The organism is [Clostridium] scindens (assembly GCF_019597925.1).
Taxonomy (GTDB): Bacteria; Bacillota; Clostridia; order Lachnospirales; family Lachnospiraceae; genus Clostridium_AP.
In genome coordinates this window covers 797,176-819,790 of record NZ_CP080442.1, presented here as the reverse complement: position 1 = coordinate 819,790, position 22,615 = coordinate 797,176, and the positions used below count along the sequence as shown (strand labels likewise).

Annotated in this window: 22 protein-coding genes and 1 pseudogene; 17 read left to right on the top strand and 6 right to left on the bottom strand. The window is 52.2% G+C overall.

All coding sequences use genetic code 11. From position 1 onward, the window contains the following. Window positions 1-162: 162 nt before the first annotated feature. The 3 genes from K0036_RS03830 to K0036_RS03820 form a co-directional block, all read right to left on the bottom strand. Complete coding sequence (locus K0036_RS03830) at window positions 163-744, bottom strand: helix-turn-helix domain-containing protein (RefSeq protein ID WP_220430779.1); 582 nt, start codon at window positions 742-744, stop codon at window positions 163-165. A gap of 84 nt (window positions 745-828) precedes the next feature. Further along, the gene (locus K0036_RS03825; protein ID WP_220430778.1) at window positions 829-1,389 is read right to left on the bottom strand and encodes a chorismate mutase; all 561 of its coding nucleotides are present in this window, start codon (window positions 1,387-1,389) and stop codon (window positions 829-831) included. A 25-nt stretch (window positions 1,390-1,414) separates the two neighbouring features. Then, a complete protein-coding gene (locus tag K0036_RS03820; RefSeq protein WP_259283386.1) occupies window positions 1,415-1,546 on the bottom strand; it encodes a hypothetical protein in 132 nt (43 codons plus the stop codon). 8 nt (window positions 1,547-1,554) lie between these two features. Here K0036_RS03820 and K0036_RS03815 point away from each other — a divergent pair, with 8 nt between their 5' ends. Beyond that, complete coding sequence (locus K0036_RS03815; RefSeq protein ID WP_259283385.1) at window positions 1,555-1,833, top strand: hypothetical protein; 279 nt, start codon at window positions 1,555-1,557, stop codon at window positions 1,831-1,833. Between the two features lie 84 nt (window positions 1,834-1,917). Here K0036_RS03815 and K0036_RS03810 read toward each other — a convergent pair. After that, window positions 1,918-3,363 (bottom strand): annotated as a pseudogene (locus K0036_RS03810) (recombinase family protein); the annotation flags it as partial. 299 nt (window positions 3,364-3,662) lie between these two features. On the opposite strand from K0036_RS03810, the gene K0036_RS03805 reads away from it, so the two are divergent. From K0036_RS03805 to K0036_RS03785, 5 genes are read left to right on the top strand one after another with little or no spacing between them, the layout of a single operon-like run. Further along, on the top strand, window positions 3,663-4,646 hold the full coding sequence (locus K0036_RS03805; RefSeq protein WP_130574565.1) for a DUF6017 domain-containing protein: 984 nt from the start codon (window positions 3,663-3,665) through the stop codon (window positions 4,644-4,646). A 23-nt stretch (window positions 4,647-4,669) separates the two neighbouring features. Beyond that, on the top strand, window positions 4,670-4,891 hold the full coding sequence (locus K0036_RS03800) for a DUF5348 domain-containing protein (RefSeq protein ID WP_002569164.1): 222 nt from the start codon (window positions 4,670-4,672) through the stop codon (window positions 4,889-4,891). A 41-nt stretch (window positions 4,892-4,932) separates the two neighbouring features. Further along, window positions 4,933-5,409 (top strand): PcfB family protein, encoded by a 477-nt coding sequence (locus tag K0036_RS03795; protein ID WP_004607524.1) that lies wholly within the window; start codon window positions 4,933-4,935, stop codon window positions 5,407-5,409. Continuing rightward, window positions 5,406-7,214: a VirD4-like conjugal transfer protein, CD1115 family gene (locus K0036_RS03790; protein ID WP_004607523.1), complete on the top strand. Its 1,809-nt coding sequence runs from the start codon at window positions 5,406-5,408 to the stop codon at window positions 7,212-7,214. The genes K0036_RS03795 and K0036_RS03790 overlap by 4 nt, the downstream gene beginning before the upstream one ends. Continuing rightward, entirely contained in the window at window positions 7,201-7,371 is a 171-nt protein-coding gene (locus tag K0036_RS03785) for a hypothetical protein (RefSeq protein ID WP_002569167.1), read from the top strand. The genes K0036_RS03790 and K0036_RS03785 overlap by 14 nt, the downstream gene beginning before the upstream one ends. Window positions 7,372-7,571: 200 nt before the next feature. Here the strand turns inward: K0036_RS03785 and K0036_RS03780 are convergent, their stop codons facing one another. Then, the gene (locus K0036_RS03780; protein WP_004607952.1) at window positions 7,572-7,721 is read right to left on the bottom strand and encodes a hypothetical protein; all 150 of its coding nucleotides are present in this window, start codon (window positions 7,719-7,721) and stop codon (window positions 7,572-7,574) included. Between the two features lie 61 nt (window positions 7,722-7,782). On the opposite strand from K0036_RS03780, the gene K0036_RS03775 reads away from it, so the two are divergent. The 9 genes from K0036_RS03775 (at window position 7,783) to K0036_RS03735 (ending at window position 16,120) form a co-directional block, all read left to right on the top strand. After that, window positions 7,783-7,998 (top strand): Maff2 family mobile element protein, encoded by a 216-nt coding sequence (locus tag K0036_RS03775; protein WP_004607953.1) that lies wholly within the window; start codon window positions 7,783-7,785, stop codon window positions 7,996-7,998. A 19-nt stretch (window positions 7,999-8,017) separates the two neighbouring features. After that, complete coding sequence (locus K0036_RS03770; RefSeq protein WP_002595174.1) at window positions 8,018-8,887, top strand: VirB6/TrbL-like conjugal transfer protein, CD1112 family; 870 nt, start codon at window positions 8,018-8,020, stop codon at window positions 8,885-8,887. A gap of 176 nt (window positions 8,888-9,063) precedes the next feature. Next, on the top strand, window positions 9,064-9,465 hold the full coding sequence (locus K0036_RS03765; RefSeq protein ID WP_004607954.1) for a PrgI family protein: 402 nt from the start codon (window positions 9,064-9,066) through the stop codon (window positions 9,463-9,465). Further along, window positions 9,416-11,854, top strand: coding sequence for a VirB4-like conjugal transfer ATPase, CD1110 family (locus K0036_RS03760; protein WP_004607955.1), 2,439 nt, complete (start codon window positions 9,416-9,418; stop codon window positions 11,852-11,854). The genes K0036_RS03765 and K0036_RS03760 overlap by 50 nt, the downstream gene beginning before the upstream one ends. Further along, complete coding sequence (locus K0036_RS03755; protein WP_002569173.1) at window positions 11,851-12,810, top strand: DNA-methyltransferase; 960 nt, start codon at window positions 11,851-11,853, stop codon at window positions 12,808-12,810. The genes K0036_RS03760 and K0036_RS03755 overlap by 4 nt, the downstream gene beginning before the upstream one ends. Before the next feature lie 35 nt (window positions 12,811-12,845). Next, the gene (locus K0036_RS03750) at window positions 12,846-14,915 is read left to right on the top strand and encodes a CHAP domain-containing protein (RefSeq protein WP_004607956.1); all 2,070 of its coding nucleotides are present in this window, start codon (window positions 12,846-12,848) and stop codon (window positions 14,913-14,915) included. A gap of 38 nt (window positions 14,916-14,953) precedes the next feature. Continuing rightward, window positions 14,954-15,232: a DUF4315 family protein gene (locus tag K0036_RS03745; RefSeq protein WP_004607957.1), complete on the top strand. Its 279-nt coding sequence runs from the start codon at window positions 14,954-14,956 to the stop codon at window positions 15,230-15,232. Further along, entirely contained in the window at window positions 15,225-15,935 is a 711-nt protein-coding gene (locus K0036_RS03740; protein WP_004607958.1) for a DUF4366 domain-containing protein, read from the top strand. The genes K0036_RS03745 and K0036_RS03740 overlap by 8 nt, the downstream gene beginning before the upstream one ends. Next, window positions 15,932-16,120: a hypothetical protein gene (locus tag K0036_RS03735; protein WP_004607959.1), complete on the top strand. Its 189-nt coding sequence runs from the start codon at window positions 15,932-15,934 to the stop codon at window positions 16,118-16,120. The genes K0036_RS03740 and K0036_RS03735 overlap by 4 nt, the downstream gene beginning before the upstream one ends. 10 nt (window positions 16,121-16,130) lie before the next feature. On the opposite strand, the gene K0036_RS03730 is transcribed toward K0036_RS03735, so the two are convergent. After that, complete coding sequence (locus tag K0036_RS03730; protein ID WP_004607960.1) at window positions 16,131-16,883, bottom strand: Shedu anti-phage system protein SduA domain-containing protein; 753 nt, start codon at window positions 16,881-16,883, stop codon at window positions 16,131-16,133. A 78-nt stretch (window positions 16,884-16,961) separates the two neighbouring features. Between K0036_RS03730 and K0036_RS03725 the strand changes: the two genes are divergently transcribed. Continuing rightward, window positions 16,962-19,046, top strand: a complete 2,085-nt coding sequence (locus K0036_RS03725; protein WP_004607961.1) for a DNA topoisomerase 3 — start codon at window positions 16,962-16,964, stop codon at window positions 19,044-19,046. A 239-nt stretch (window positions 19,047-19,285) separates the two neighbouring features. After that, complete coding sequence (locus K0036_RS03720) at window positions 19,286-22,612, top strand: antirestriction protein ArdA (RefSeq protein WP_004607962.1); 3,327 nt, start codon at window positions 19,286-19,288, stop codon at window positions 22,610-22,612. Window positions 22,613-22,615 lie beyond the last annotated feature (3 nt).

Sequence of the window (22,615 nt, the reverse complement as noted above, 5' to 3'; positions counted from 1 at the left end):
TAAGATCCCTAACTGCCAATAGTGTTCAGAAAACGATGCAAAATCTATCATTTCTACTTTTATTCTATCATAATTTACGATTCGTATAAAAATAAGTTTTGCTATTAGCCATCTATAACGAAAAGGCATCCGGAATGTCCCTCCGGATGCCTTATAGACACATTAGACCAGCACTTTATAGAGCCCGTGCCTGTTGCAATAAGCATAGACAGCGCCATGCCCCCGTCTGGTAAAGCGGCATTCTGCGTTCTGCTCGGGATACAGTTTTACAAACTGGGCATAGTTGGATGTCACATATGCAAAGAATGAGATGTAGTGCTCCTTGGTCATCTCATGCTCCAGGAATACATGGAATTCACCGTCCATAACTTCCACCTGCGGCATATGGATATCATCCTTTTCTTCCTCTTCAAGCCTGGGAAGCGTGATCCCGCAGCAGCAGAAAGCGCCTTCGCCAACCGACTGTATCACATTCGCGCAGATGGGGCACACGTAAAAACTCATTTTCTTCATGTTCCCTGAAGTGTTCTCGTTTTTCACCACGTCTCCTGTCAGCAGTTCTGCAATAGATACCTGCAGCGCTTCGGCCAATTCCTTGATAATTCCAATATCAGGCAGGCCTTTACCTGTTTCCCATTTTGATACTGTCTTGTCACTGACTGCCAGCATATCTGCCAGCTGCTTCTGGGTAATTCCCTTTTTCTCTCTTAACCTTCTGATGGTATATCCTGTAACGTAGTTCATATATTCGCTCCTTTCTTTCGCTGTCTTTATCTTAATTCAGGAGTTATTTACTTACAACCTACGCTGCGTAGATACGGCAGGATACTACTTCAAATCCCGGATTTTGAATCCATCCGCCTCTTTTCCAATCTGGCAGAGCAGGCGTTTCATATTGCCGTCATGAATATTGCCGTCAAGTGTCATAACAATCGTCTGAATGGCGTCTTTTGACGTAAGATTCATACCGTCTATCTCAACCTTATTCAATCTGATCATATTCATAAACAGGTTAAGATCGCTTGCTTCTTTTTTACAGGTAAATGAAATCTCTACCTGATCATGAGGTTTGGCCCCGTCTAACCCGGACTCTTCAAGCGCGTCCTTAAGGACTCTCTCCTGCATATCCGTAAGTATCCCATATTGATATCTTCTGCTAACGCTCATCATGTGTCTAAGAAATGCTACATATTCATCGTAGATATCAGCGTCAATATCAGATGCGCGTTTTTCGATAATCGCCAACTCGCGTTCTAATACGAATACGTCTCCTCCCGTCTTCGCCTTTGCTGCCGCTACCTGTGCCGCACATTCCATACGATTTACAAATAATGGCTTCATCTGCGTGTCTATTGCATCTATCCGTACACGGATCTCGTCTAACGTCATACTGTTTCCTCCTTACTCCATCTGTCTATATCAATGCATTTTGTTCCATTAGTTCCCGGCGTATCTCTTCGATATCTGCCTGCCCAGTCCTGGCCTGTACTGCCGCTCCAACGCCAGCTGCATGTCCGGTGGCAAAGCAGGTACCCATAACGCGCACTGCCGCAAATGCCGCTTCTTCTGAAGAAACGATCCTCCCTGCTCCATACAGATTTGTCTGCCAGGCGTATCGTAAATGAAGTCGATCAATTGTCGGATCTGATGCAAAAGCACAGCCAGCTTCAGAATGGAACGCTCCGCATCGGGCTTTTATGGGTTGCCAGCTATCTGAATCTTTCTCATATCCTTACGGATTATCACCGTATTTATCCTGGCATCTCCTATTCGCTGACCGTAGACGGCAGCAATATGCTGCTGCAGATGCTGGATTCCCGTTCTATTTGCTGATGTGCGATAAAGAAGTAATAGAAGTGTAAAAAATTTTGCCGTTCCTATCCGGCGTTTCGCGATTACGTCGGATAGGTCGGGCGTTTATTCCGGCAAGTCAATCTTGCCGACAAAAGAATAATAGATTTCGATTTCCTGTCTGCGGAGTTTTCCCCGACGTTTCCCGTCAAGGGATTCCGATTCATGGACAACGATTTTCTCAATCATTTCCCGCAAGAGGGTGGGGGTAAGTTCCTCAAAGGCAAGGTGCTTTTTCACAATCCCCATGAATTTCTCCGCGTTGACGGTAGCGGCCTGCGACTTGTCCAGTTCTTCCTGCAAACCGGCGGCGCGGTCTTTCAGTTCCCGCTGTTCCTGCTCGTAGTCTGCGGACAGTTCCATGAAACGCTCGTCGCTGATTTTCCCGCTTACGTTGTCCTCATACAGACGCTTGATAATGCGGCTGATTTCGGAAATGCGCTCCTGTACCTGTTCAAGCTGCTTGGTGGCTGCGGCGGTCTTTCTCTTGCCGCCGATTTCGTTCTGCTGGATAAGCAGCTTGACAAAGCGGCTCTCATGCTTGGCGGCGTATTCCGTCACTTGCCGGAGATTGGAGAGGACACCGGCGGTCAAAAGGTCGGTGCGGATAAAGTGCGCCGTACAGTCGCGGGTGCGCTTTTTGTAGCTGCCGCAAATATAGCAGTCCTGTTTCCGCTTGTCCGTCTGGTATCTCTGCTGATAGAGGACGCTGCCGCAGTCGGCGCAGAACAGCATACCGGAAAACAAGCCCACTTCATCATAGCGGTTGGGGCGTTTGCGCTGCTTGCGTAACTCCTGCACACGCTCCCATGTTTCCGCGTCGATAATCGGCTCATGGTGGCCGGGGAAAATCGCCTGCTTTTCAATGGGGTTCTCTACGCTGTGCTTGGTCTTGTAAGAGGGCTTTTCCGTCTTGAAGTTTACCAGACAGCCGGTGTACTCCCGGTTTTCAAGGATATGCACGACGGTATTGGTCGCCCACTTACATTCATAGCCGGGGTGGTAGCGGCGGGTGCTGCCCGTCCTGCGGTATTCCAGCGTCCCCGGCGTGGGGATTTGCTGCTCCGTAAGCATACGGGCAATCTTGGTCGGGCCGTTCCCCGCAAGGCAAAGCTGGTAAATCTTCTGCACTATGGGGGCGGTTTCCTCGTCCATGATGTAATTCTCGTCCTCGTCCATGAGGTAGCCATATACCGGCTTACTGGTAATGGGCTTGCCGCTCATGCCTTTGGCTCTCTTGACAGCCTTGATTTTCTTGCTCGTATCTCTCACCAGCCATTCATTGAACAGATTTCGCAGCGGGGTAAAGTCGTTGTCCATGCCGCCGTTTTCACTGTCCACGTTGTCATTGACAGCGATAAACCGCACACCCTTTTGAGGGAACAGCATTTCCGTATAAAATCCCACTTGCAAGTAGTTTCGCCCTAACCGGCTCATGTCCTTTACGATGACGGTGCCGACTTTCCCGGCCTCTATGTCCGCAAGCATGGCTTGGAAACCGGGGCGGTCAAAAGCTGACGTTAGATAACGATACTTTTGAAAACACTGGAAAATCAAGGTTTTTCGAGCGACGGACAAGCAGGGTATTGTACTAAAAACTGAATACGACGCAGAAGCGGCGTTTCTTACTCTCTATACGGGAGAACAGGAACGCCGCTTTTTTCATGCCCTTGTTACGCAGTAGGGGCAGAAAAAGCCTTGCTACAAGCGGTTTTGCGGGTGTGTATCTGGCGCGGCAAGGGATTTATACCTTATCCCCCGAAACTGCGCTTCTACTGCGTAACAAATCCAAAGCAAAGGAGCTATGAACTATGGCAGTTTTCAGAGTGGAACGGAACAAGGGCTACACCGTAATGAGCAACCACCACCTACGCAACAAGGAGCTTTCCCTAAAGGCAAAGGGGCTGTTGTCGCAAATGCTGTCACTCCCCGAAGATTGGGACTACACCTTGAAAGGCTTATCCCTTATCAACCGGGAGAAGATAGACGCTATCCGCGAAGCCATTAAGGAGCTTGAACGCGCCGGGTATATCGTCCGTTCAAGGGAGCGCGACGAGAAAGGACGCTTGCGTGGCGCAGACTATGTGATATTCGAGCAGCCGCAGCCGCCTACGCCGGATTTACCTACATTGGAAAATCCAACATTGGATAATCCAACGCAGGAAAAACCAACATTGGAAAAACCTACGTTGGAAAATCCAACGCAATTAAATAAAGATATACAAAGAACTGACTTACCAAAAAAAGAAAAAATAATTACTGATGAACAAAGTACCCATTCCATTCCTATCCTTTCCCCTAACCCCTCTCCTTGCAGAGAAGCGGCTACGCCGCCGGAACGGAAAGGAACGGAAGCGACAGCACAGAGCGCAGTTGATATATACCGGGAAATCATCAAGGACAATATCGACTACCACATTCTCAAACAGGACATGAAGTTTGACAGTGACAGGCTTGACGAGATTGTAGACCTCATGCTTGAAACGGTATGCACCGCCAGAAAGCGGGTACGGATTGCGGGGGACGACTACCCGGCAGAGCTTGTGAAATCTAAGTTTATGAAACTGGACGGCGAGCATATCCGCTTTGTGCTTGACTGTATGCGGGAGAACACAACGAAAATCCGCAACATCAAGCAATATCTGAAAGCAGCCCTTTTCAACGCCCCGTCCACTATCGGCAATTATTACACTTCCCTTGTCGCCCATGACATGGCAAGCGGCGCACTGTCACCGAAGAAGCCGCAGTACGGCGACCCGGACTATTATTCATTCAAACCGGGCGAAAGCCTGTAAAACAACAAAAGGAGGATTTTATTATGGCACAGAAAATGACAGGAGCATTGGTATTTGACGAGCGCACCGACCGTTACGACATCCGCTTTGACTTAAACAGCTACTACGGGGGCTTGCATTGCGGCGAGTGCTTTGACGTATTCGTGCGGGGCAAGTGGAAGCCGACCCGGATTGAGTACGGCGACAACTGGTATCTTGTGGGTATCAGAGCCGAGGACTTGAACGGGCTGCGGGTGCGTATCTGACCGCCGCCCCATAAAGAAACGCGAAAGGAGGACGCGACAAATTGCAGGACGAAGTAAACGAAAAGACCATAGCCCTTTACATCAAGACCGGGAAGCTGACCGCGCAGACGCTCCAAAAGGCAATGAAAGCCATACTGTCAAAGGGAAAAAAGCAGCTTTCCAAACCGCCACAGGGCAAGCAGAGCTTAAAGCAGCTTATGAAGCAGAACGCGGGCGTTTCCAACATTGAGATTACCGAGGGCAATATCAAAGCCTTTGAGAGTACGGCGAAAAAGTACGGTATCGACTTTGCGCTGAAAAAGGACGCGACGGAAAGCCCGCCCCGCTATCTGGTTTTCTTCAAGGGGCGGGACGCGGACGTGCTGACCGCAGCCTTTAAGGAATTTTCCGCAAAAAAGCTGACACAGGAGAAAAAGCCCTCAATCCGAAAGCTGCTCTCTACCCTCAAAGAAGCTGCACAGGGCAAGAACGCGGAACGGGCAAAGGTCAAGAACAAAGACAGGGAGGTATCGCTATGAAGCCGGAAATCAAGAAGCTGCTTATCTTAAATCTCCCGTATCTGCTCTTTGTCTGGCTCTTTGATAAAGTGGGCGCGGCTGTCCGGCTCTCCCCCGGCGCGGACGCGAGCGCAAAGCTGCTACATCTTGGGGACGGTTTTACCGCCGCCTTTTCCAGTATCGCGCCGAGCTTCCACCCGATAGATTTACTTATCGGCATTGCGGGGGCGGTCATTGTCCGGCTGATTATCTACACCAAAGGCAAGAACGCGAAGAAATACCGCCGCGGGACAGAATACGGTTCGGCGCGTTGGGGCGGGACTGACGACATAAAGCCGTACACCGACCCGGTATTTGAGAACAATATCCCGCTTACGCAGACGGAACGGCTCACCATGAACAGCCGCCCGAAGCAGCCGAAATACGCAAGAAACAAAAATATCCTTGTAATCGGCGGTTCCGGCAGCGGCAAGACCCGGTTCTTTGTGAAACCGTCGCTCATGCAATGTACGTCAAAGGATTTTCCAACGTCGTATATCGTCACTGACCCGAAAGGAACACTGATTTTGGAAACCGGGAAAATGTTACAGCGGTACAAATACCGTATCAAAGTGCTAAATACGATTAACTTCAAAAAATCCATGAAATACAATCCCTTTGCCTATCTGCGGAGCGAAAAGGACATTTTGAAGTTAGTCAATACCATTATCGCCAACACCAAAGGCGACGGGGAAAAATCCGGCGAGGATTTCTGGGTGAAAGCGGAAAAGCTCTACTACACCGCGCTAATCGGCTACATCTGGTATGAAGCCCCGGAGGACGAGAAGAACTTCACGACGCTGCTTGAGATGATAAATGCGTCGGAAGCCCGCGAGGACGACGAGGATTTCCAGAACCCGGTTGACCTCATGTTTGAACGTCTGGAAGAAAAAGACCCGGAGCATTTCGCTGTCAAGCAGTACCGCAAATATAAACTTGCGGCGGGCAAGACCGCAAAAAGCATACTTATCTCATGCGGCGCGAGGTTAGCCCCATTCGACATTAAGGAGCTGCGGGAGCTTATGGAAACCGACGAAATGGAGCTCGACACCATAGGCGACAGAAAGACCGCCCTTTTCGTCATCATCAGCGACACCGACGACACTTTTAACTTTGTCGTTTCAATCCTTTACACACAGCTATTCAACTTGCTTTGTGACAAGGCAGATGATGAATACGGCGGGCGGCTTCCCGTCCATGTTAGGTGCTTACTTGATGAATTTGCGAATATCGGGCAGATACCAAAGTTTGAAAAGCTCATTGCAACGATACGGAGCCGGGAAATATCCGCGTCAATCATCTTGCAGAGCCAGTCACAGCTAAAGGCAATCTACAAGGACAACGCCGATACCATAGTCGGCAACTGCGACACCACGCTTTTCTTGGGCGGCAAGGAGAAAACCACCCTTAAAGAAATATCGGAAATTTTAGGAAAAGAAACGATAGACAGCTTTAACACTTCCGAAACAAGGGGGCGGGAGCTTTCGCATGGGCTGAACTATCAGAAATTGGGAAAGCAGCTTATGACGGAAGATGAAATTGCAGTCATGGACGGAGGGAAATGTATCTTGCAGCTACGAGGGGTGCGCCCGTTCTTTTCGGACAAATTCGACATAACGAAGCACCCGAAATACAAGTACCTGTCCGACGCAGACCCGAAGAACGCCTTTGACATGGAAAAGCACCTTAAACGCCGCCCCGCCATTGTCAAGCCCGACGAGGTTTTTGACTATTACGAGATTGACGCGGCAGACTTACAGGAGGACGCAGACCATGAGGAAACGTAGCGCAGAGGAAAAACAAAAGCAGCTTGAACGGTTTTTAATGAATGTTGCGGAAGCCGCCGACGCTGCATTATGGGAGTATTGGCGGGAAAAGGAAGCGGAACACCGCCGTTTTGCAACGGAGTATGTCACGCGCCGGGGGCTTATCCCGCAACAGTGACAGCATGGCAGACCGCCGGGGGACAGGGGAAGCTACACTTCCCCTACGCTGCCTTGCGGCAGCTACCCCTTTGTGAACTTGCGGGAAGCGAACACCTTGCTACGCAAGCTATTCACTTCCCGCAAGTCTGAAAAAAACGTCCGGCAGCACAGCGGGACACAGAAAGGAGCGATTGAAGCAATCACATCTATCCATACCGGCTACATGATACGCGCCCCCACTTTCCGGCGCAGTACACAGCGGCAGGAGCCGCACCCCTTACAACTGAATACCGCCGCGCCGCAGAACTTACGCAGCGCGGGGACAGCCGCCTTTACCAGAGGGCGGTTTTTTTGTGCGGCGGCGACCATACGCTGACCGCCTTTTGTCCGCTTGCCGGACAGCCGCAGACGCGGCAGAAAGGATATATTTATGGCATTTTTCAATAGCGCAGTAGACGTTTTGCAGACCCTTGTTGTAGCACTTGGAGCCGGGCTTGGTATCTGGGGCGTAATCAATCTGATGGAGGGCTACGGCAATGACAATCCGGGCGCGAAGAGCCAGGGCATGAAGCAGCTTATGGCGGGCGGCGGCGTTGCCCTTATCGGCATGACCCTTGTACCGCTGCTTTCCAGCTTGTTCGGTTAAGAAGCGCGGGTAAAGGCTTATGCAGAGCATACTTGACGCGATTAACGAATGGATAAAGGAAATCCTCATAGGAGCCATAAACGGTAATCTGTCAACTATGTTCGGGGACGTAAACGAGAAAGTCGGCACTATCGCCGCAGAGGTAGGGCAGACCCCGCAAGGGTGGAACGCAAATATATTCTCCATGATACAGACCCTTAGTGAGAATGTAATCGTACCCATTGCGGGGCTTGTCATTACCTACGTCCTATGCTATGAGCTTATCAGCATGGTAACGGAAAAGAACAATATGCACGACGTTGACACTTCCATGTTCTTCAAGTGGGTGTTCAAGGCGTTTGTGGCAGTCTACCTTGTGACGCACACCTTTGACATCACTATGGCGGTGTTCGATATGGCGCAGCACGTTGTTTCCGGCGCGGCGGGGGTAATCGGCGGCAGCACAGAGATTGATGTTGCCGCCGCCCTTGCTTCCATGCAGGACGGGCTTGACGCTATGGAAATCCCCGAACTGCTCTTACTTGTCATGGAAACAAGCCTTGTGAGCTTGTGCATGAAAATCATGTCCGTACTGATAACCGTTATCCTCTACGGGCGCATGATAGAGATTTACCTTTACTGTTCGGTATCGCCTATCCCGTTTGCAACAATGACGAACCGGGAATGGGGGCAGATAGGAAACAACTACCTCAAATCCCTGTTCGCTATCGGTTTTCAAGGCTTCCTCATTATGATATGCGTCGGCATTTACGCGGTTCTGGTAAACAACATGATAATAGCGGACAATCTGCACAGTGCGATATTCTCCCTTGCAGCCTATACCGTTATCCTCTGTTTCTCCCTGTTCAAATCCGGCGCACTGGCGAAGTCGATATTCTCCGCGCATTAGCGGCGTGTCAAGGGCAGGGTGGAGATTTTCAGAGCGAAGCGGCGAAAATACTACCCGACCTTGACGCGGATAACCCCATATAATACGGGCGGGCAAAGGGCATAGATTGACCTTTGCCTTGATTACCCTTATGGGAAGTTACAGCAACACCAAACCCAGAGAAAGGAGGTTTTCACTTGGCGTATGTACCCGTACCCAAAGACTTATCCAAAGTCAAGACAAAAGTAGCGTTCAACCTTACCAAACGGCAGATTGTATGTTTTGCGGCGGCTCTCCTGTTCGGCTTGCCGCTTTTCTTTCTGCTCAAAGACAGCACAGGCACAAGCCTTGCGTCTATGGCTATGATTGCCGTCATGCTGCCCTGTTTCCTCTTTGCCATGTATGAGAAGCATGGACAGCCCCTTGAAGTGGTGGTGAAGAACATCATTCAGACGAAATTCATAGCCCCCAAAGAACGACCATACAGGACAGACAACTTTTATTCCGTCTTAGAACGGCAGAGAAAACTTGAAAAGGAGGTATCAGCGATTGCAAAAGGAAACACGAAGAAACAGCGCGGCGGGAAGCACAAAGCCTAACCCGCCCCGCAAGCTCACCCGCGCCGAGAAAAAGCAGATTGCGGAAATCATCAGACAGGCAAAGGGCGACGGGAAAGCGCACACCGCGCAGCAGACAATCCCCTATATCCAGATGTACCCGGACGGTATCTGCAAGGTTACGGGACGGAAATACTCAAAGACCGTCGCCTTTGAAGATATTAACTATCAGCTTGCACAGGCAGACGACAAGACCGCCATTTTTGAGAACTGGTGCGACTTCCTCAACTACTTTGACGCTTCCGTTTCGGTGCAGCTCTCTTTCATCAATCAGGGGACGCAGCGGGGCGAAGCGGAGAAAGCGGTCAATATCCCGGCACAGGAGGACGCTTTCAATTCTATCCGCACAGAATACCGGGATATGCTGAAAAACCAGCTTGCAAAGGGCAACAACGGGCTTGTCAAGGCAAAATACATCACCTTTGCCATTGAAGCCGACAGTCTGGGCGCGGCGAAATCCCGCCTTGCCCGTATCGAAACGGACGTACTCAACAACTTTAAGCTCTTGGGCGTGTCTGCCCGCCCCATGACAGGCTATGAACGCCTTAAAATGCTGCATGGCATTTTCCACCCGGAGGGCGGGCAGTTTGCCTTTGATTTTTCATGGCTTGCCCCGTCCGGGCTTTCCACAAAGGACTTTATCGCCCCGTCCTCTTTCCGTTTTGGCGAGGGGCGGTATTTCCGCATGGGGCGCAAAATCGGCGCGGTTTCATTCCTTGAAATCCTTGCGCCGGAATTAAACGACCGTATCTTATCCGACATTCTGGACTTGGAAACGGGCGTTATCGTCAATCTGCATATCCACAGTATCGACCAGACCGAAGCCATAAAGACAATCAAGCGGAAAATCACCGACCTTGACAAAATGAAAATCGAGGAACAGAAAAAGGCGGTACGCAGCGGCTATGACATGGATATAATCCCGTCCGACCTTGCCACGTTCGGCAGCGAAGCGAAAAATCTCTTACAGGACTTGCAGAGCCGCAACGAGCGTATGTTTCTGCTCACGTTCCTTGTGGTGAACATGGCAGACACAAAAAGGAAACTGGAAAATGACGTGTTCGCGGCGGCGGGCATTGCACAGAAGAACAACTGCGCCTTGACCCGCCTTGACTACCAACAGGAAGCGGGGCTTATGTCCTCTGTACCGCTTGGGGAGAACCTTATCGCCATACAGCGGGGGCTTACCACGTCAAGCACCGCTATCTTTATCCCCTTTATCACACAGGAGCTTTTCCAGACGGGCGCGGCTTTATACTATGGCTTGAACGCCCTTTCTAACAACATGATACTCTGCGACCGCAAGCAGCTTAAAAACCCCAACGGCTTAATCTTAGGAACGCCGGGAAGCGGGAAATCCTTTGCCGCCAAACGGGAAATGACAAACGCTTTCCTCATTACAGACGACGATATTATCATCTGCGACCCGGAAGCCGAGTATTTTTCCCTTGTGCAGCGGCTTGACGGGCAAGTGATACGCTTGTCGCCTACGGGCAAGGGCATTGACGGGAAGCTCCAGTATGTGAACCCTATGGATATTAACCTCAATTACAGCGAGGACGACAGCCCCCTTGCGCTGAAATCCGACTTTATCCTCTCCCTCTGCGAGCTTGTCATAGGCGGCAAGGAGGGCTTGCAGCCCGTCGATAAGACCGTCATTGACCGCGCCGTTAGGAACGTGTACCGCCCTTTCCTTGCAGACCCCGACCCGGAGAAAATGCCGATTTTGGGCGACCTCTACGACGAGCTTTTGAAGCAGCCGGAGCCGGAAGCGGCGCGTATCGCGGCGGCGTTGGAGCTTTATGTTTCCGGGAGCCTTAACGTCTTTAACCACAGGACGAATGTAGAGCTTTCAAACCGCCTTGTCTGCTTTGACATCAAGCAGCTTGGGAAGCAGCTCAAAAAATTAGGTATGCTCATTGTGCAGGACCAGGTATGGAACCGCGTCACCGTCAACCGGGCAGAAAGGAAATCCACCCGGTATTTTATGGACGAATTTCATCTTCTCTTGAAAGAGGAACAGACCGCCGCCTATTCCGTTGAAATCTGGAAGCGTTTCAGAAAATGGGGCGGCATACCCACAGCCATTACGCAGAACGTCAAGGATTTGCTTGCTTCCCGCGAAGTGGAGAATATCTTTGAAAACTCTGATTTTGTCCTCATGCTCAATCAGGCGGCGGGCGACCGGGCTATCCTTGCAAAGCAGCTCAACATCTCCCCGCAGCAGATGAAGTATGTCACCCACACCGAAGCGGGCGAGGGGCTTATCTTCTACGGAAACGTGGTGCTGCCCTTTGTAGACCGCTTCCCGAAAGACACCGAGCTTTACCGGGTAATGACGACGAAGCCGGAGGAAGTGGGCGAAGCATGAACGGGCTGAAAACTGACACCATCATCAACCGGGACGCGCTCTATGCCTTGCGGGAGCTTCCAGAGGAAAGCGTACACTGTTGCGTCACAAGCCCGCCCTACTATGCACTTAGGGATTACGGGCTTGATATGCAGATTGGGCGGGAGGACACGCCGGAGCAGTACATTGACAGGCTGACCGAGGTTTTCCGCGAGCTGCGCCGGGTACTGCGTTCTGACGGTACGCTCTGGCTGAATATCGCGGACACCTACTGCGGCACAGGGAACAAGGGCTACCATGCAGACCCGAAGAACCCGAAAGGCAGAAACGGACAGCAGATTGCAAGAAACAACCGCGTTTCCGGCTGCAAACAAAAGGACTTAATCGGTATCCCTTGGCTTTTAGCCTTTGCCCTACGCGCTGACGGGTGGTATTTACGGAGCGACATTATCTGGCAGAAAGAAAACCCCATGCCGGAGAGCGTGAAAGACCGCCCTACCCGCTGCTATGAACATATCTTTCTGCTTACGAAGTCAAAGAAGTATTTTTATGACGCAGCCGCCATAGCCGAGCCGTTAGCCCCCACAACGGCGGCGCGGTACCGCACCGGGCGCAGCGCGGGACAGAAATATGCGGACGAAGTACCCGGACAGGGGAACGTACAGGGGCTTAACCGGGCGCGAAGCGGCAGCTACTACGACGAAGCCCTCATGCCGACCATGCGGAACAGGCGGGACGTGTGGCTTATCAATACCGTTCCCTACAAGGGCGGGCATTTCGCCGCGTTCCCGCCAAAACTTGCCGAAACCTGTATCAAGGCGGGCTGTCCGAAAGGCGGCGTTGTGCTTGACCCCTTTTTCGGCAGCGGCACGACGGGGGCAGCCGCAAAGCAGCTTGACAGGCATTATATAGGCATTGAGATAAACGCCGAGTATTGCGCCCTTGCAAGGGCGCGGATTGGAGGGACAGACACATAAAACAATATAAGGCGCGTGAAAAAGTCACGCAGAAAATGACCCGCGAGGGGGCTGTCGAGGTAAACGCCGCTACCGGGAAAAAGAAACGTATCAGCAAGCGGATAAGGGACGCGGACTTTGCAAAGACCGAAGCCCCACCGCAGCCGGAACAGGCAGCGCAGCCCCTACCGGGCGGCGCAACTTCCCCGCCCTTAACCGACACGCCGCCGCTTCCCCATGCGCCGGGGGCAGAACGGGAACAGGACACCGCCGCAGCCGAGCGCGTCTTGGAGCGTATCGACGGGGCGCGTACCAGAAAGGCGAGCAAAAAGGCGGCGAGGAAAGCACAGGCAGAAGCCAAAGCAAAAGAAAAATCTTCCCGCTTGCAGTTTACCGACGAGGAACGGGCAACGCCGGAGCTTGAAAGGTATATCCGAAAATCGGACAAAGCAGCCGACCGTCTGGACGCGGCAAAGGCGGCTATCCCCAAAGAAAAGAAACTTGTACGGGAGCGCACCTTTGATGAAGCCACCGGGAAAGGCAAGACCCGCCTACATTTTGAGGAACAGGAAAAGCCCATAGGAAGGAATAAGCCCCACAATAACCCGCTATCCCGCCCCGCACAGGAAGCGGGTATTTTCGTCCACAACAAGATACATTCCGTTGAAAAGGACAATTCCGGCGTTGAGGGGGCGCACAAATCCGAAGAACTGGCAGAGCGCGGCGCAAAGTACGGGACGCGGAAAGTCAAGGAGGGCTACCGCAGCCACAAGCTCAAACCCTACCGGGCGGCGGCAAAGGCAGAGAAAGCGGCGTTCAAGGCGAATGTGGATTTCCAGTACCATAAATCCCTACATGACAATCCGCAGATTGCGGGCAATCCCCTTTCCCGCTTCATGCAGAAGCAGCAAATCAAGCGGCAGTATGCAAAGTCGGCAAGGAAAGGCGGCGCAAAAACGGCGCAGAAAGCCGCAGAGAACACCCGCAAGGCGGCAAAAAAGACCGCCGAGGAAACAAAAAAGGCAATCGCTTTTGTAGGGCGGCACCCGGCGGGCGTATGTATCGCCGTTGCCGCGCTGCTCTTATTCATCATGGTATCGGCGGGGCTTTCCTCTTGCGGCTCCATGTTCTCCGGCTTGATGAACGGCATACTTGGGACTTCCTACACGTCGGAGGACAGCGACCTTGTGGCGACGGAAAATAATTACGCCGCAAAGGAAAACGAGCTTCAGCAGCAGATTGACAATATCGAAAGCACCCACCCCGGCTATGACGAATACCGCTATGACCTTGACAGTATCGGGCATAACCCCCATGAGTTAGCGTCCTACCTCACCGCCCTTTTACAGACCTACACCCCGCAGAGCGCACAGGCAGAACTAAACCGCGTCTTTGCCATGCAGTACACTTTGACGCTGACGGAAGAAACGGAAATCCGCTACCGCACAGAAACAAGCACAGACCCGGAAACAGGGGAAACGACCAGCGAGGAAGTACCCTACGAGTACCATATCCTCAACGTGAAGCTGACGAACAAGCCCATTTCCGAGATTGCGGAGGAACTTCTAACGCCACAGCAGCTTGAAATGTACCGCGTCTATCTGGAAACAAGCGGAAACAAGCCGCTGATTTTCGGCGGCGGCTCCCCCGATATGGGCGCGTCCGAGGATTTAAGCGGCGTACAGCTTGTAAACGGCACACGCCCCGGCAACACCGCCGTTGTAGACCTTGCGAAGCGGCAAGTCGGCAACGTAGGCGGGCGACCCTTTTGGAGCTGGTACGGATTTAACAGCCGCGTGGAATGGTGCGCCTGTTTTGTTTCATGGTGCTACAATCAAGCCGGGAAAAGCGAGCCGCGCTTTGCCGGGTGCCAGTCGCAGGGCGTACCCTGGTTCCAGTCACGCGGGCAATGGGGCGCGAGGGGCTATGAGAATATCGCCCCCGGCGACGCTATCTTTTTCGACTGGGACGGGGACGGGAGCGCAGACCATGTAGGGCTTGTTATCGGGACGGACGGGGAGCGCGTCTATACCGTCGAGGGCAATTCCGGCGACGCCTGCAAGATAAAGAGCTACCCCGTCAATTACTCCTGTATCAAGGGCTACGGCTTAATGAATTGGAACTGACAACAAAAAAATGAAAATCTGAAAGGAGAAATTTATTGATGGCTATGAACAAAATTGAACGTATCGACAAGGAGATTGCAAAGACCCGCGAGAAAATCACCGAGTACCAGAATAAATTAAGGGGGCTTGAAGCGCAGAAAACCGAAGCGGAAAACCTGCAAATCGTACAGCTTGTGCGCTCCATGCGCCTTTCCCCGCATGAGCTTTCCGCTATGCTTTCCGGGGGCGGTATTCCGGGCATGGAAGCCGCGCCGGGCTACCCCGCAGAACCCGCAGACCACGACACCGAAGAAATGGAGGACACCGAGAATGAATAAGAAAATCCTTAGAACACTGACCGCACTTTGCGCCGCCCTTATGCTTTCGGGCGGCTTTTCCGTCACCGCTTTTGCACAGACCCCGGAGGGAGAGGACGACACCAACGACAGCGGCGTTGTCTACGAGGAACCCCAAAAGGAAGAACCCCTTACCCCGGACGGGAACGCGACCCTTGTAGACGATTTCGGCGGCAACAAGCAGCTTATCACCGTAACGACCAAAAACGGCAATTACTTTTATATCCTCATTGACCGGGACGACGAGGGCGAGAACACCGTACATTTCCTTAATCAAGTGGACGAAGCCGACCTCTTAGCACTTATGGAGGACGGAAGCACCGAAGCAGCCCCGCCCGCCGTTTGCAGTTGCACCGAAAAATGCGAAGCCGGAAAGGTAAATGTGAGCTGCCCCGTCTGCAAGGACAACATGACCGCTTGCAGCGGCAAGGAAGCAGAGCCGGAAACCGAGGAACCGCCGGAGCTGCCCAAAGAGAAAGGCAATGCGGGCGGGCTTGTGCTTTTCCTTGTCGTGGCACTTCTTGGCGGCGGGGGCGCGTTCTATTATTTTAAGTTTATGAAGCCGAAGCAAAACGTCAAGGGCGGCACCGACCTTGAAGATTTCGATTTTGACGACTACGACGAGGACGAGCCGGACGAGGGGGACGGGCTTTCTGATGAAGAACAGGAGGACGAGGAAGCATGACCCTGTTTACCGACAATCCCTTTGAAAAGATGATGATACAAAGACCGGGCGGGCGGCGTGACAATGCGCCGCCCGTTCCCCATTCCCCGGCTTGCGCTTCCTGTCCGTACAAAGGGCAGCTCCCTTGTGTGGGCTACTGTCTGAAACAGGTACAGGAGAAAAAGGCAAGTGAGCCGGAACGCTGAAAATGGACTTTTAATTTTCGTTTGCAACATCTATGAGATTTTCGTAATGCAAAAGTGTTATGTTATTTTCATTTTGCAGTTGGAGCTTTCTATCACGAATATTCTCAAAATCTTTACGGAGTCCGGCTATCACAGCATAGTAGATTTGATAAGGGCAATATTTGTATAATTGTCTGGGTAACTTTGTATTGGAGAATGAGTGCTTTTCCAATTCTGCTACAATTACATTCCAATTTGCAGCAATATACATTTGCCAATCCCTAACCTGTTCAATCCCTTTATTGATTACTTCCCCGAAACGAGTACCTTTTTCTTTTGTTATCCGCCCGTTGGGAGCTTCTAATTCCACAAAGACAAATTGATAACCGTCTGAACTATTACCTATGAGCAGATAATCAGCCACATAAGCCGACCCGATTTTGAACTCTGGAAAGATATAATTATCGTCATGGTGTCCTGTTCTGTAATAATGCCGTAATAAGCCAAACAAATAATTCCATGCACGATTAGAAGCTATCCAATTTAGTATAGCTCTTTCTGTTGTATCGGAAGAAGTAATCAGTTGATAAAACTCTTTTGTCGTATCATATATAGGTGTGAACCTTGAATAATGGTTGTTGGGAAATAGCGAAGTAGCACACTCAATAAAGTAATCCATTTCTTTGTTTTTACCGCGCCTGTAATGCCCGCCACGTTTTTTATTCATTGCTTCTTCCTGTTCATCAGTAGGAGCAAAAACATCGAAAGTATGTATTGATTTCATATTGTCACCTGTTTCTTATAGTAATGCTTAAAGTATAAACCAATTTCAAACCTAAAACAACCGAAAGGAGAACAGAAAATGAAACTGATTATTGCAGAAAAGCCGAGCGTGGCGCAGACTATCGCCGCCGCGCTTGGCGTTAAGGAAAAGAAAGACGGATATATCGAGGGCGGCGGCTACCTCATTTCATGGTGCGTCGGGCATTTGGTACAGCTTGCGGAAGCTGCCGCCTACGGGGAGCAATATAAAAAATGGAGTTTTGAGAGCTTACCCATTCTGCCGGAGGAATGGCAGTACGCCGTTGACCCGGACAAGGGGAAGCAATTCAAAACCCTAAAAGAGCTTATGCACCGCGCCGACGTTTCCGAAGTGGTAAATGCGTGTGACGCGGGGCGCGAGGGAGAATTGATTTTCCGCTTTGTCTACGAAGCGGCGGGCTGCAAGAAGCCCATGCGCCGCTTGTGGATTTCCTCAATGGAGGACGGGGCAATCAAGGCGGGCTTTGCTTCCCTCAAAGACGGGCAGGAATACGACGCGCTCTTTGCGTCTGCCCTCTGCCGCGCAAAGGCTGACTGGCTTATCGGCATTAACGCCACCCGGCTTTTCTCCTGCCTGTATGGAAAGACCTTGAACGTGGGGCGCGTCCAGACCCCGACCTTAAAAATGCTCACCGACCGGGACGCGGCTATCTCCCATTTCCAGAAAGAAAAATATTATCATGTGCGCCTTGATTTATCCGGCGCGGAAGCGGCAAGCGGGAGGATTTCCGACAAGGCAGAAGCCGACGCGCTGAAAGGGGCTTGCGAAGCGGAAACGGCGGTATGCGTTTCCCTCACCAGAGAGAAGAAAACCGCAGCCCCGCCGAAGCTCTTTGACCTTACCTCTTTGCAGCGGGAAGCGAACCGCATTTTCGGCTACACCGCGAAGCAGACCCTTGACCTTGCACAATCCCTTTATGAAAAGCGGCTCCTTACTTATCCGAGGACGGACAGCAGCTTTCTTACTGACGACATGGGCGGCACCGCAGCGGGCATTATCGCGCTGCTTTGCGAAAAACTCCCCTTTATGGCGGGCGCGGACTTCACGCCGGAGGTTGTAAAGGTATTAGACAGTAAAAAAGTATCAGACCACCACGCAATCATTCCCACTATGGAGCTTGCAAAGGCTGACCCGGACGCGCTGCCGGAAAGCGAGAAGAATATCCTTACCCTTGCGGGGGCGCGTCTGCTTTTTGCCACCGCCGAGCCGCATATTTATGAAGCGGTTACGGCGGTTTTCTCATGCGCCGGGACAGACTTCACCGCAAGGGGAAAGACCGTACTTGCGGAGGGTTGGAAAGAGCTTCAACGCAGATACCGGGCGACGCTGAAAGATAAGCCCGAAGCGGAGGACGGGGAAAATGCAGACGTGACGCTGCCGGAGCTTTCCGAGGGACAGGGCTTTCCTAACCCCGCCGCAAAAGTAACGGAGCATACCACAACGCCGCCGAAGCCCCACAGCGAAGCAAGCCTTTTGTCGGCTATGGAACGCGCCGGGAACGGGGACACCGACCCGGACGCGGAACGCCGGGGGCTTGGCACTCCCGCCACCCGCGCCGCCGTCATTGAAAAACTGGTAAAGGGCGGCTTTGCGGAGCGCAAGGGGAAGCAGCTTATCCCTACCAAAAACGGGAACAGCCTTATCTGTATTCTGCCGGATATACTCACTTCCCCACAGCTTACCGCAGAATGGGAAAACAATCTGACGCAGATAGCAAAGGGAGCCGCAGACCCCGGCGAATTTCTGTCCGGCATTGAAGCTATGGCGCGGGAGCTTGTGCAGACACACGCCGCAGCACTGGACGGGAAAAAGGATTTGTTCCGGGAGGAAAAGCCCTCTGTCGGCAAATGCCCCCGTTGCGGTTCCCCCGTCCATGAGGGGAAGAAAAACTATTATTGCAGCAACAAAGAATGTGCCTTTGTCATGTGGAAGAATGACCGCTTTTTCGAGGAACGCAAGACCGCTTTTTCCGCGAAGATTGCCGCCGCGCTCCTTAAATCCGGCAAGGCGAATGTGAAGAAGCTCTACTCCCCGAAAACAGGCAAGACCTACGACGGAACTATCGTTCTGGCTGACACTGGCGGGAAATACGTCAACTACCGTATCGAAGTGCAGAAGAACTAAAAACTTGAATAGCAAGCATAGGAAGCGGGTACCCACTTCCGTAAATCCCCGTTGCGACGCTGACGCGCCGGACGGGGATTTTGCTTGTTGGGAAGTTTCCCAAACCCTCTTTTGCGGAGGGCTTCACCCTCTAAAAATTTTCAAAAATATTTGGCAGAAATGCGGGCGTACCCGTAGTAGACCATGCAGCCAAAAAATGCAGCTTATGACGCTGCCGCAGAGAAAGGAGGTTTTTCACTATGGCAAGTTTACGGGACACCGTAAAGGACTATCAAGACGAGCTTAGGGACGGTATCGCATGGGTGGCGTTCTGGAAACAGGGGCGTTCATGGAACGCGGAATATTTTCATCTTGATATGGACGATACGCTCTACCCGGAGGACAGGAGCCGGTTAGAGGAAATAAAAAGCATTGACCCCGCCGCCGTTATCTTAAACGGCTACTATTGCGGGTATTTAGGCGAGGACATGAGCCTTGACGAGCTGACCGCCGGAGTGCGTTACCACTACGAAAACAGCATGAACGACATTGACGGTTTTATCGGAGCGCATGACGACAGGCTTCCCCCGGAGGTTATCGAGGAAGCGAGGGCAGCCGCCCATGAAGCGGGGCTTCCCTTTTCCGAAAAGCCCTACCGGGACGGGGAGGATTTTAACCCCTATGTATTTGACGGGAGCATGAGCATTGAGGATTTTGAGCTTATGCACCGCATGATTGAAAAAGAAAGGAGCGAACAAATGGCAGAACCGATTTTAAGCGGCTATCTTTCCAATCTTGGGAAGTACACCGAGGGCAGACCCGCGGGCGAATGGGTGACATTCCCCACGACTGCCGAACATCTGAAAGAAGTCTTTGACCGTATCGGGATTGACTTCAAGCACTATGAGGAATGGCATTTCACAGAATTTCAATCCACTATCCCCGGCTTGACGGAGCATTTAAGCGAGTATTCCCACCCCGACGAGCTGAACTATTTAGGGAAGCTCTTGGAAATGCAGTTTGACGACGACCGGGAGAAATTCATTGCAGCCATTGAATACGGCGACCATGCCGACAGCTTACAGGACATTATCAACCTTGCACAGAACCTTGACTGCTACTGGATTTATCCGTCCGTCCACAATGAAGAAGAATACGGGCGTTATCTGGTTGATGAACTGGAAGAACCGGAACTTCCCGAAGAAGCGAAAAAGTATTTCATGTATGAGGAATACGGGCGGGACGCTTCCATTAACGACGACGGTATGTTTACCGAAAAGGGCTATATCTACAACAACCGCAACACCTTTACAGAATGGTACGACGGGCGCGACGTGCCGGAGGAATACCGGGTAACGCCGCAGCCCCCGCAGCCGGAAAGACCCGACCCGTCAAAGGTAGAAATGGACGCAGCCGCGCCGGGGCAGAGAACGGCGCAGACCGCAGAGCAGCCACAGGAGCCGCGCCCGGTTATCCCTATCGTGCTGACGAGCGAGAAGCCCGCCGAAAAGCTCAAAGAGATTACCGACCGTCTGGAACAGGGTATTGCGGAACTCTTTGACAGCGAGCGTTACCGGGAATATCTGAAAGTCATGTCAAAATTCCATAATTACAGCTTCCGAAACACCGTCCTTATCGCCATGCAGAAGCCGGACGCTTCCCTTGTGGCGGGCTTTTCCGCTTGGAAGAACAACTTTGAACGAAACGTGATGAAAGGGCAAAAGGGAATTAAAATCATTGCTCCGTCACCCTATAAAATCAAACAGGAAATGCAGAAAATCGACCCGCACACGCAGAAGCCCGTTATCGGCAAGGACGGGAAGCCCGTCACCGAGGAAAAGGAAGTCACCATACCCGCCTACAAGGTGGTATCCGTCTTTGACGTTTCCCAGACCGAGGGAAAGGAGCTGCCGGACATTGCGGTTGACGAGCTGACAGGCGACGTTGACCGCTACAAGGATTTTTTCGCAGCCCTTGAAAAGACTTCCCCCGTTCCTATCGCCTTTGAGAATATCGAGGGCGGCTCTCATGGCTACTACCACTTGGAGGACAAGCGCATTGCTATCAACGAGGGCATGAGCGAATTACAGACCTTAAAGACCGCTATTCACGAAATCGCCCATGCGAAGCTGCACGACATTGACCTCAACGCGCCAAAGGACGAGCAGCAGCCCCACGTTGACCGCCGCACCCGCGAAGTCGAAGCGGAAAGCGTCGCCTATACTGTCTGCCAACATTACGGGCTTGACACGTCGGACTACTCTTTCGGCTATGTCGCCGGGTGGAGCAGCGGGCGGGAGCTGTCCGAGCTGAAAAGCTCCCTTGAAACGATACGCAGCGCAGCCGCCGAGATTATCAATTCCATAGACGAGAACTTAGCGGAGCTGCAAAAGGCACAGGACAAGGAGCAGACCGCCGGACAGGAGCAGCCCACCAGAGAGGGACAGGAAGCCGCGCCGGAGAAGCCGGAGCCGGAAGCAGCCGCACCGGGAAAATCCGGCGCACAGGAAAAAGCGGGCGCAGCCCCGAAAGAAGCCTTTACCCCGGAAACGATTTACAGAGTGCGCCGGAACCCTTACAGCGACAGCCGGGAAAACAGCTACCTCTTGCAAGCCTATGTGACACAGGAGAACGGGCGGGCGAAAATGGGCGACGTGCTTTATACGGGAACGCCGGAGAAATGCCGCGAGCTTATGGGGCAGCTCAAAAGCGGCGAGCTGACCGAGGGCGACGTGAAGCAGCTTTACGCAAAGGCACAGGAAACGGCGCAGACCGCCGGACAGGACAAAGACACCTTTTCCATTTACCAGATAAAGGGCGGGGACGAAACAAGGGATTTCCGCTTTGAGCCTTACGACCGCCTGCAGGCGGCGGGGAATGTGGTTGACAGGGCGAACTATGAGCTTGTCTATTCCGCGCCCCTTGCGCCGGAAACTTCCCTTGAAGATATTTACACCTGTTTCAATATCGACCACCCCAAAGATTTTAAGGGACACAGCCTTTCCGTTTCCGACGTGGTAGTGCTTCATCAGGACGGACAGGACGCGGCGCATTTCGTTGACAGTGTAGGTTTTCGGGAAGTGCCGGAGTTTTTACAGGAGCAAAAGCAGCTTACCCCGGACGACTTGGAAACGGGCGAAACTGTCAAGACACCGAGGGGGACTTTCCATGTGACCGCCATGAGCCGGGAGCAGATAGAAGCCGCCGGATATGGCTTTCACCACCAGTCGGACGACGGAAAGTATCTGATTATGGGGAATGGGACGCGGGCGTTTGCCGTTGCCGCAGAACAGGCGCAGCGGGACAATCCCTTGAAAACCGCCGAGCAGACCACAGAGCAGAACGGGAACATGATTGACGGTATCATCAACAACACCCCCACCGTTGACGAACTGGAAGCAAAGGTAAAGGCGGGCGAGCAGATTTCCCTTGTTGACCTGGCTAACGCTGTCAAAGCCGACAAGGAGCGCGGCAAGGGAGCGAAGCCGGAAAAGAAACCCTCTATCCGGGCGCAGCTTAGAGCCGACAAGGAAAAGGCACAGAAGAAAAACGCAAAGCAGAAGTCACAGGACTTGGAAAGGAGCTGACCC

Excerpts from the sequence above, each read along its gene's own strand:
- K0036_RS03800 (WP_002569164.1), top strand. The coding sequence starts at position 4,670 with ATGGCACAGAAAATGACAGGAGCATTGGTATTTGACGAGCGCACCGAC.
- K0036_RS03745 (WP_004607957.1), top strand. The coding sequence starts at position 14,954 with ATGGCTATGAACAAAATTGAACGTATCGACAAGGAGATTGCAAAGACC.
- K0036_RS03755 (WP_002569173.1), top strand. The coding sequence starts at position 11,851 with ATGAACGGGCTGAAAACTGACACCATCATCAACCGGGACGCGCTCTAT.
- K0036_RS03775 (WP_004607953.1), top strand. The coding sequence starts at position 7,783 with ATGGCATTTTTCAATAGCGCAGTAGACGTTTTGCAGACCCTTGTTGTA.
- K0036_RS03805 (WP_130574565.1), top strand. The coding sequence starts at position 3,663 with ATGGCAGTTTTCAGAGTGGAACGGAACAAGGGCTACACCGTAATGAGC.
- K0036_RS03735 (WP_004607959.1), top strand. The coding sequence starts at position 15,932 with ATGACCCTGTTTACCGACAATCCCTTTGAAAAGATGATGATACAAAGA.
- K0036_RS03750 (WP_004607956.1), top strand. The coding sequence starts at position 12,846 with ATGACCCGCGAGGGGGCTGTCGAGGTAAACGCCGCTACCGGGAAAAAG.
- K0036_RS03785 (WP_002569167.1), top strand. The coding sequence starts at position 7,201 with ATGAGGAAACGTAGCGCAGAGGAAAAACAAAAGCAGCTTGAACGGTTT.
- K0036_RS03730 (WP_004607960.1), bottom strand. The coding sequence starts at position 16,883 with ATGAAATCAATACATACTTTCGATGTTTTTGCTCCTACTGATGAACAG.
- K0036_RS03830 (WP_220430779.1), bottom strand. The coding sequence starts at position 744 with ATGAACTACGTTACAGGATATACCATCAGAAGGTTAAGAGAGAAAAAG.
- K0036_RS03825 (WP_220430778.1), bottom strand. The coding sequence starts at position 1,389 with ATGACGTTAGACGAGATCCGTGTACGGATAGATGCAATAGACACGCAG.
- K0036_RS03740 (WP_004607958.1), top strand. The coding sequence starts at position 15,225 with ATGAATAAGAAAATCCTTAGAACACTGACCGCACTTTGCGCCGCCCTT.
- K0036_RS03770 (WP_002595174.1), top strand. The coding sequence starts at position 8,018 with ATGCAGAGCATACTTGACGCGATTAACGAATGGATAAAGGAAATCCTC.
- K0036_RS03725 (WP_004607961.1), top strand. The coding sequence starts at position 16,962 with ATGAAACTGATTATTGCAGAAAAGCCGAGCGTGGCGCAGACTATCGCC.
- K0036_RS03720 (WP_004607962.1), top strand. The coding sequence starts at position 19,286 with ATGGCAAGTTTACGGGACACCGTAAAGGACTATCAAGACGAGCTTAGG.
- K0036_RS03790 (WP_004607523.1), top strand. The coding sequence starts at position 5,406 with ATGAAGCCGGAAATCAAGAAGCTGCTTATCTTAAATCTCCCGTATCTG.
- K0036_RS03780 (WP_004607952.1), bottom strand. The coding sequence starts at position 7,721 with ATGGTCGCCGCCGCACAAAAAAACCGCCCTCTGGTAAAGGCGGCTGTC.
- K0036_RS03815 (WP_259283385.1), top strand. The coding sequence starts at position 1,555 with ATGCCGCTTCTTCTGAAGAAACGATCCTCCCTGCTCCATACAGATTTG.